This window comes from Methylobacterium sp. WL6 (genome assembly GCF_008040095.1).
GTDB lineage: Bacteria > Pseudomonadota > Alphaproteobacteria > Rhizobiales > Beijerinckiaceae > Methylobacterium.
Window position 1 is genome coordinate 47,839 of the sequence record NZ_VRVH01000007.1, and the last position, 8,601, is coordinate 56,439.

Consider the following 8,601-nt stretch of genomic DNA (forward strand, 5'->3'; position numbering starts at 1 on the left):
GCCCGGGGGACCATTCCGTGTCACAGTCACGCATGATCGCCGTCGACGACGGCGTGCCGGCGCCTCTGGGCGCCCATTTCGACGGGCGCGGCGTCAACTTCGCGCTCTTCTCCGAGCACGCGACGGTGGTCGACCTTTGCCTGTTCGAGCCGGGCGAGCGCCACGAGAGCCGCACGATCCGCCTGCCCTGCCGCAGCGACGACATCTGGCACGGCTACCTCCGCGGCGTCCTGCCGGGCCAGCTCTACGGCTACCGGGTGCACGGGCCGTGGGAGCCGGCGCGCGGCCACCGCTTCAATCCGTCGAAGCTCGTCCTCGACCCTTATGCCCGCGAGATCCGCGGACGGATCCGCTGGCACGACGCCCTGTACGGCCACCGCCGCGGGCTGCAGCGCGAGGATCAGATCGACCGGCGCGACAGCGCGGTTTACATGCCGAAATCGGTCGTCACCGCGCCGGAGGTTCCGAACCTCGCGCTGCAGCCGATCCGCCGCCCGCTCTCCGAGACGGTGATCTACGAGGCGCACGTCAAGGCGCTGACCATGACCCATCCGGCCGTGCCGGAAGCCGAGCGCGGCACCTACGCGGCGCTGGCCCATCCGGCGATCGTCGAGCACCTGTGGAAGCTCGGCGTCACCGCGCTCGAGCTGCTGCCGATCCAAGCCTTCGCCGACGACCGCTTCCTGGTCGACAAGGGGCTGGTGAACTTCTGGGGCTACTCGCCGCTCGGCTACTTCGCGCCCGATCCGCGCTATCTCGGCGACGGCGGCCTCGGCGGCCTGAAGGCGGCGATCCGCGAGCTGAACGCCGCCGGCATCGAGACGATCCTCGACGTGGTCTACAACCACACCGCCGAAGCCGGCCATACTGGGCCGACCTTGTCGTTCCGTGGCATCGACAACGCCAGCTACTACAAGCTCGACCCCGACAATCCCCGCCGCGACGTCGATTGCACCGGCTGCGGCAACACCCTGGACGTCGCTCACCCGCGGGTGATGCAGATGGTGCTGGATTCGCTGCGCCACTGGGCGACCGCCTACGGCATCGCCGGCTTCCGCTTCGACCTCGCCACCAGCCTTGGCCGGGCGCCCTCCGCATTCTCGGCCGAGGCCGCATTCTTCCAGGCGGTGGCGCAGGACCCGGTGCTGGCGCGGGTGAAGATGATCGCCGAACCCTGGGACCTCGGCGAGAATGGCTATCGCCTCGGCGGCTATCCGCGCGGCTGGAGCGAGTGGAACGACCAGTTCCGCGACGCCGCCCGTGGCTTCTGGCGCGGCGATGCCGGCCAGCTGGCCAAGCTGACCCAGGGGCTGACCGGCTCGCGCGAGGTGTTCGCGCCGTCGGGCCGCTCGCCGCTCGCCAGCATCAACTTCGCTGCGACCCATGACGGCTACACGCTCGCCGACGTGGTCGCCTACGAGGAGAAGCACAACGCCGAGAACGGCGAGGACAACCGCGACGGCCACGGCCACAACGTCTCGCGCAACTACGGCGTCGAGGGGCCGACCGACGACCCGGCGATCCTCGCCATCCGTGCCCGCCAGAAGCGCAACCTGCTCGCCACCGTGATGCTGGCGCAGGGCGTGCCGATGCTGCTGATGGGCGATGAGCGCTCGCGCACGCAGCGCGGCAACAACAACGCCTATTGCCAGGACAACCCGACGAGCTGGATGGACTGGTCGACCGATCCCGACCCGGATCTCGGCGCCTTCGTCTCGAACCTCACGCGCCTGCGTCGGGAGAGGCCGGCCCTTCGCCGTCGGCAGTTCTTCGACGGCACGCCGATCGCCCCCGGGAGCACCCTGCGCGACGTGCATTGGCTCTCGCCCTGCGGCGCGGAGATGAATTCCGACGCCTGGGCCGACGAGAGCCGTCGCGCCTTCGGGATGCAGATCGGCAACGACCTCGATCACGGCCGCATCCTGATCCTGATCAATGCCGATCCCGAGCCCTGCGACTTCCGCCTCGCCGCGGTGATCGGCGGGCCGTGGCAGACGGTCCTCGACACCACCGCCGCGACCGGCGCGGTCGCACCGGACGCCGCCGCGCACGCGGCGGAGGCGATCGTGCCGCTGCCCGGCCGCGCGGTCCTGGTGCTGGCCGAGGCCGATGCCCGACCCGCGCGAGCGTCGGGCCGCTTCGTCAGCGCCTGAGCGGCCGCCGAAACCGAATCGCAACGCTTTGCAAACCATCCTGCCGCCCGGGCGAGACGCGGGTGGAAGCGGCATGGGCGGGCAGGACCGGGGCGGGCAGAACCGGGAGATCGCCGCCGACGCGGCGGCGGCCACGATCGACGTCTCGATCGTGATGCCGTGCCTCGACGAGGTGCGTGCCCTGCCGACCGCGATCGCCAGCGCGCGCGCCGCCCTCGAGACCCTCGCCGCCAAAGGCTTGGCCGGGGAGATCGTCATCGCCGACAACGGCAGCACAGACGGCAGCCAAGCTTTGGCCGAAAGCCTCGACGCGCGGGTGGTGCCGGTCGCGGAGCGCGGCTACGGCGCGGCCCTCGCCGGCGGCTTCCAGGCGGCGCGCGGGCGCTACCTGGTGATGGGCGACGCCGACGGCTCCTACGAATTCCGCGACTCCGTCGCGATGGTCGAGGCTCTGCAGGGAGGCGCCGACCTGTGCATGGGCTCGCGCTTCCGCGGCGGGATCGCGCCCGGCGCGATGCCGTGGAAGAACCGCTACATCGGCAACCCGGTGCTCACCAGCATCCTTAACCTGCTGTTCCGCACCGGCGTCGACGACGCGCATTGCGGCCTGCGGGCGCTGACCAAGGGCTGCGTCAAGCGTTTGGCGCTGCGCGGCAGCGGCATGGAGTTCGCCAGCGAGATGGTGATCAAAGCGGCGCTGAAGGGCGAGCGCATCGCCGAGGTGCCGGCCACGCTCTCGCGCGACGTGCGCGGCCGCCCGCCGCACCTGCGCCCCTGGCGCGACGGCTGGCGCCACCTGCGCTACCTGCTGATGCTGAGCCCGACCTGGGCGTTCGCGGTCCCGGCAGGCGTGATGGGCGGTGCGGGCCTGCTCATCCTGCTGGCCGCTGGGATCAGCCTGTTCGTCGCGGAGCCGACCCAGATCCTGTTCGGCAACTATTGGGTCATCCTCGCCGGCGCCCTCGTCGGCCTCGGCCATAGCACGGCGCTGCTGGCCGCGGCGACGCACTTGTACGGGGTGCGCGCCGGGTATCGCCGGCCAGCGGCTTCGCTCGTTCGGTGGTCGCGCTGGGTGTCCCTCGAGACGATGCTCGCCGGGGGCACCGCCTGCTTCGCTGCGGGGCTGGCAGTCCTTCTTGGCGTCGTCGGCTATTGGTCACACAACGGCTACGGCCCAATCGGAACGATGCTGCCCGCCGTTGTCGGCACCTCGCTGCTGGTCGTCGGAACGCAGACCGGGCTCGGTGGCTTCCTCCTCGCCGTCATTGGTGGCAACGAGGCGGCGTTTCTCGCTCGTGACAAGTCTTCCAACTTGATCGAAGGCGCCTCGAACGAGGTTGATCCCGATCGGATCGGCAAGCGTAGCTTGCGCCGTGCGGCTTAGGCGCGTGGCGACCGCTCAGACAAAGCGGCACGTGTGCCTCGTCTACGATTGCCTCTACCCGCACACGATCGGCGGCGCCGAGCGCTGGTACCGCAATCTCGGCGACGCTCTGGCGGCGGCGGGGCACCGCGTCACCTATCTCACGCTGCGTCAATGGCCCGAGGGGGAGACTGCGCAGGTCCCGAACGTGGACGTCGTTGCGGTCGGCCCGCGGATGGCCCTCTACGGGGCCGGAGGCAACCGCAGGGTATTGCCGCCTATCGTCTTCGGCCTCGGCGTTTTATGGCATCTGCTCCGCCACGGGCGACGCTACGACGCGATCCATACCGCGTCTTTCCCGTATTTCTCCTTACTCGCCATCGGCCTCCTGCAGCCGATCCATCATTATCGCGTATCGGTGGATTGGTTCGAATTCTGGTCGTTCTCCTATTGGACGCGCTACCTCGGCCGGCTGGGCGGTCGCATCGGGTGGCTCGTTCAGGGACTCTGCCTGCGCTTGCCCCAGAATGCCTTCTGCTTCTCCATCCTCGTCGCGCGACGCCTGACGGCGCAGGGGCTGCGGGCTCGGCCGGAGATCCTTCGTGGGCTCTGCGCGCAGTTGCCGACGTCTCGGGAGCCGTCCCGCGCGGATCCCATCGTCCTGTTCGCTGGCCGCCATATTCCTGAGAAGCGGGCTGCCGCGATCGTCCCGGCGCTCGCCCTGGCCGTCGCGAAGCGGCCGGACCTGCGTGCCCTCATCCTCGGCGACGGACCGGCACGGGGCGAGGTGCTCGACGCTGTCGATCGGGAGGGTCTCGGGGATCGCATCGACGTGCCGGGCTTCGTGTCCGCCGAGACGATGACCGAACATCTCGCGCGCGCGCTCTGCCTCATTCATCCGTCCGAGCGGGAGGGATACGGCCTCGTAGTGGTCGAGGCAGCCGCCCTCGGCACGCCGAGCATCCTCGTCCGGGGAGCGGACAACGCTGCGACGGAACTGGTGGAGGATGGCGTCAACGGGTTCGTCGCCGATAGCGCATCGCCCGAAGCCTTGGCCGAGGCGATCCTGCGCGTCGCGGCGGCCGGTCATACGCTTCGCTTGTCAACGGCCGCCTGGTTCGGGTGCCACGCGTCCAGCCTGTCGCTGGCATCGTCCCTCGATCGGGTGGTCGCTTCCTACCGTGCGGACCCGGCCGGGTAGATCCGACCTGTCATGCCCGCGTTCCGAAGACGAGAAGGCATGCCGCTGCATCGGGAGCGAGCGGCTGGTCACGCGGCGGCGCGAGATCGATGCCGAAGGCGGCAATATTGCCGAGGAGGCTCGCGATCGGGGCCGGCCACTGGCGGGGTCGTGTCGGGTCACGCAGTCCAAGGTCGCGCTGGATCTCGATCGGCCGGCTACGTTCGCCCAGAATCGTATAGAGCAGGCCACCGGTCATCCGCGACAGGTTCTCCCAGCGTCGGACCTGCCGGCCCTCGAGATACGTCTCGCAAGCTTCCACATCGAGGCCGTGGGCCGAGCACGTTTTCGTCCAAGCCGGCCCATCGAGATAATTTCGGTGCGCGATCCGCCGGTCGAGGGTCGCCAGATAGGTTTCGCGATCCGCACCGGGAAGCACGCTCCCGGCGAGAAGGTCGCGAAAGGCCGGAGCCGGCACCGTGAACAAGAAGCGTCCCTTGGGTTTCAGGACACGCGCGATCTCGGCCAAGGCTGCATCGAGGTCGTCGACGTGTTCCAGCACCGAGTTCGAGAGGGCGAAGTCAAGGCTGCCGTCCGGCTCCGGAACCGATCCGTCAGGGCTGTGGTGCAGTCGTTCGTAGAACGGGAATCGCCGTGCGGCGGCGATCTCCAGCGGATCGATATCGATGCCGATCAGGGGCCGCGAGCCGGCATGTCGAAGCAAGATGTCCGTCAGAATGCCGTCGCCGCATCCGAAGTCCAGGCCTGTCCCCTCGGGCAGGCCGTGCCGAACAAGGGCGCCGATCTCGATCGCACGCCAGAACGCGGTCGCCGGCTGTGCGGGGTAGGCCGCCATGAAGTCGCGAAGGAGCGTGCGTTCGGTCACGGGATGGGCAACTCCGAAGGGAACCGGAAATTAGGTCGCCTTGGTTAACGATACCGCCCGAAACGGCGTAAGGGGCTTTCCCGGGGGGCCGTCGCCTTGACGACCGGCGGCACTCGGAACGCGAGCCGGCGCCTGCCTCGCGCCTTTAGGGGACGGGCACGGCAGCCACCGAGCAGGGTATGGCCGGGACCGCGGGCGCCGTAAGTTCCTGCGCGAGGGCGATGCCGAACCGAGCGCCTTCGGTCTGTCCGAACAGCGCGATCGTCCGAGTGGCGCAGAGTTCGGCGAGCTTCTCCGTCGACAGCCGGCGCAGGAGAAACACGGTCGGGCGTTCACGCAGGTACGGGTCGTTGCGGACGAGATCCATGCCGTAGACGAGGTTCGCATCGTCGACGAGGACGATGTCGGCCGGCGACCGGGCGATGGCCTCGACGGCTTTCGCATAGGGTGCGGCGAAGCGGTTCGCTTCGAGGGCGCGGCCGGGCACCAGGATCAGCACGGCAGCGATCCAGCCGAGGCCGAGGATGGCGGCGGCCACGCTTCGCCGGTGCGGGGCCGGTGTCCCGGTGATGCGGATCCACCCGTGGGCCGCGAGCAGGCTCGCATTGCCGATCAGCCCGTGGAGGTAGCGGTAGCCCCATCCGTGCCCCTGGTAGGGAAGCAGGACGAACATCGCTCCGACCGTGATGAAGAGGCCCGCCGCGAGCGGGCGGGCGAGACCTTCGCCGCGACGGATCGCCGGCCAGGCCAAAGCGGTCAGCGGCAGGAGGAGCGGGCTCTGCCATGCGGCGAAGCGGACGACGTTCATCGCCATGGTCTCCAGGCCGCGCCACTCGAAATCCTGCAGCAGCATGGCGACGCGCTCGACCATGAAGCCGCCGCCGACCGCCTCGCCCTGCCCGGCGTAGCCCGTCGCGACCAGGAGGCCGTGCCAGTACAGCGTCCAGAAGGCCCCGATGGCGGCATAGGCGGCGAGATAGAGGGCGGCGAGGCGCCAGCGCCGGCCGGTGATGAGCCCGACCAGGAACGGCAGCGCGAAGAGCGGATGGAAGATCACCTGATGCAGGCCGCAGGCGAGGAATCCGGTCGCGATCGCGCCGCCATGCCCGAGGCGTCCGCCGCGCAGGAAGAGCTGCAGCCAGACGAGGTTGAGCGCCAGATGCGCGGTCATCGCGTAGGGCGTCATTGCCGCTATGAGCACCTGCGGGCTCGTGGCCAGCATCAAGACCGCGACGAGGGCGGCGTCCGGCCGATCGGGCCACAGGCGGCGTGCGATCCCGGCGAGCGCGAGAACGGCGACCGCGAGGAGAACCGGGCCGGTGAGCGTCGGCGATGCGAACAGGGCGAAGGCAGCGCGGAAAACCGCGTTGACCGGCAGGTAGGCGGAGACCCAGGCCGCATCGTTCGGCACCGGCAGCACGAAGCTCGTCGCCAGCGCCGGCACGCTGTGCCGCCATTCAGGCGCGATCGGCGCGATCGGGTGCCCGGCGAGGAACACCGTCGCATCGAAGTCGGCCATCACCTCGTCGTAGGACAACGGAACGCCGTGGAACACGACGAACGTTCCGATTAGCGTGACGAGCACGACGAGGAACGCGACGATCCCGATGCTGCGTGCCGGCGCCTGCGCGAGGCGCACCCAGCGCCCGAGGCCTTCCGGGATCGTGACGGTCGCCCCCAGCGCGAGGATGACGGCGATGCCGGTGAGCCACAACGCGTCGGTGACGAAAAAGTAGCTGGTGATCGTCGGCGGGAGCGCGAGAACCTGCGGCAGGCCGAGCGCGGCCGCCAGCATCACGGCCGTACAAGCGAGGAGGGTGCGCCGAAGCGGGTCCGAGCCCGCGATCCGGTCGCGCAGCGACGTCGACGGCGCTTGCGCTGGTTTCACGTCCCGACCTCAATTCCTCGTCGCCGCATCAGGATCGCAGGCGAGGCTTGCGATCCCGTGAAGCGGCGTCGGCCGGCGCGGTCGGCGGCGGGAGCGTGTCAGTGATCGTGGCTGCAGCCGGGGCCGTGCACGTGGGGCGCGTGATCGTGCGCGTGGTGATCGTGGCCACGATCGTCCGCGTGCGTGTGGTCGTGGCCATGGTCGTGATCGGCGTGCGCCGCGTGCGCGTGATGATCGTGGGAATGGTCGTGGCCGCAGGTGCTGTGGTCGTGCGCCATGCGCTCGGGCCGGAAGGCGCGGTCGACCGGGCTCGCGGTGCAGCCCTGGCCGCGGACGAGCTCGGCCGTGGCCGGCGAGGCCGGGACGTGGAGCACGTCGGCGCCGATCTCGGCCGGGACGTGATTGCCGCCGAGCTGCCAGGCGAGGCGGATCAGGCGGGCCGGATTCTCGGCGCGGATCTCCAGCAGCGCCTCCGGGGCGGCCTTAACCGCGACCAGGCGGCCGTCGTCGAGGCGCAGGGCGTCGCCGTCCTCCAGCCCAGCGGCCTTGGTCAGGGCGAGATCGATGTGCAGGCCGCCGGCGCTGTGGAGGTGCCCCTGCTGCGCCTGGCGCCCGGCGTGATCGAGGCTGATCGTGTCGACGACCGCGTCGGGGCGGACAGCGGCCTTGCGGACGATCGTGGTGGCTCTCGGCATGGCACCCTCTCTCAGGCGGTGATCGGAACGTAGGAGGCTCGGGCCTCGCGGAACCCGCATCCGCAAGCTCTTACCCCGCACGATGCGCCGTGCCGAGGCCCATTCGCGCGCGGCCGGCCACGGGAACCGCGGCGCGGCGGGTCATCGCGGTCGTCGGCGCGAGGCCGGGCCGAGCCCGGCTTTCCGGCGCCCGTCGCCGATCTCGACGGAACCTTGGCCGTGGCAAGTGCATTTCATGGCCGATAAGGCTAAGCTCGGACCGCACCATCACCACGGCGAAATGCCGGACCGGATGCACAAGGGAGTCACGGACTCATGAAGAAGCTCATCGCCGTCGCCCTCGCAGGCACCCTCGCCCTCTCGGTCGGCGCCTGCAACACGCCGCAGGACCGCGCCCTCGGCGGCGCCGGTCTCGGAGCCCTCGCCGGTGCCGCGA

Annotated in this window: 6 protein-coding genes; 3 read left to right on the forward strand and 3 right to left on the reverse strand. The window is 70.1% G+C overall.

Annotated features, from left to right (window positions below):
* The first annotated feature begins 32 nt into the window (after positions 1-32).
* From glgX to FV230_RS02265, 3 genes are all read left to right on the forward strand, one after another.
* On the forward strand, positions 33-2,153 hold the full coding sequence (gene glgX / locus FV230_RS02255) for a glycogen debranching protein GlgX (RefSeq protein WP_147841078.1): 2,121 nt from the start codon (positions 33-35) through the stop codon (positions 2,151-2,153).
* A 73-nt stretch (positions 2,154-2,226) separates the two neighbouring features.
* Positions 2,227-3,537 (forward strand): glycosyltransferase family 2 protein, encoded by a 1,311-nt coding sequence (locus FV230_RS02260; RefSeq protein ID WP_246694691.1) that lies wholly within the window; start codon positions 2,227-2,229, stop codon positions 3,535-3,537.
* Positions 3,538-3,568: 31 nt separating this feature from the next.
* Positions 3,569-4,717, forward strand: a complete 1,149-nt coding sequence (locus FV230_RS02265) for a glycosyltransferase family 4 protein (protein WP_147841073.1) — start codon at positions 3,569-3,571, stop codon at positions 4,715-4,717.
* A gap of 10 nt (positions 4,718-4,727) precedes the next feature.
* On the opposite strand, the gene FV230_RS02270 is transcribed toward FV230_RS02265, so the two are convergent.
* The 3 genes from FV230_RS02270 to FV230_RS02280 form a co-directional block, all read right to left on the reverse strand.
* A complete protein-coding gene (locus tag FV230_RS02270) occupies positions 4,728-5,582 on the reverse strand; it encodes a class I SAM-dependent methyltransferase (protein WP_147841074.1) in 855 nt (284 codons plus the stop codon).
* A gap of 145 nt (positions 5,583-5,727) precedes the next feature.
* Positions 5,728-7,470 (reverse strand): hypothetical protein, encoded by a 1,743-nt coding sequence (locus tag FV230_RS02275; protein ID WP_147841075.1) that lies wholly within the window; start codon positions 7,468-7,470, stop codon positions 5,728-5,730.
* 98 nt (positions 7,471-7,568) lie between these two features.
* Positions 7,569-8,165: an urease accessory protein UreE gene (locus tag FV230_RS02280; RefSeq protein ID WP_147841076.1), complete on the reverse strand. Its 597-nt coding sequence runs from the start codon at positions 8,163-8,165 to the stop codon at positions 7,569-7,571.
* Positions 8,166-8,601 lie beyond the last annotated feature (436 nt).

Bases quoted from the DNA above. Each gene is read 5' to 3' on its own strand.
- glgX (WP_147841078.1), top strand. From the start codon at position 33: ATGATCGCCGTCGACGACGGCGTGCCGGCGCCTCTGGGCGCCCATTTC.
- FV230_RS02260 (WP_246694691.1), top strand. From the start codon at position 2,227: ATGGGCGGGCAGGACCGGGGCGGGCAGAACCGGGAGATCGCCGCCGAC.
- FV230_RS02280 (WP_147841076.1), bottom strand. From the start codon at position 8,165: ATGCCGAGAGCCACCACGATCGTCCGCAAGGCCGCTGTCCGCCCCGAC.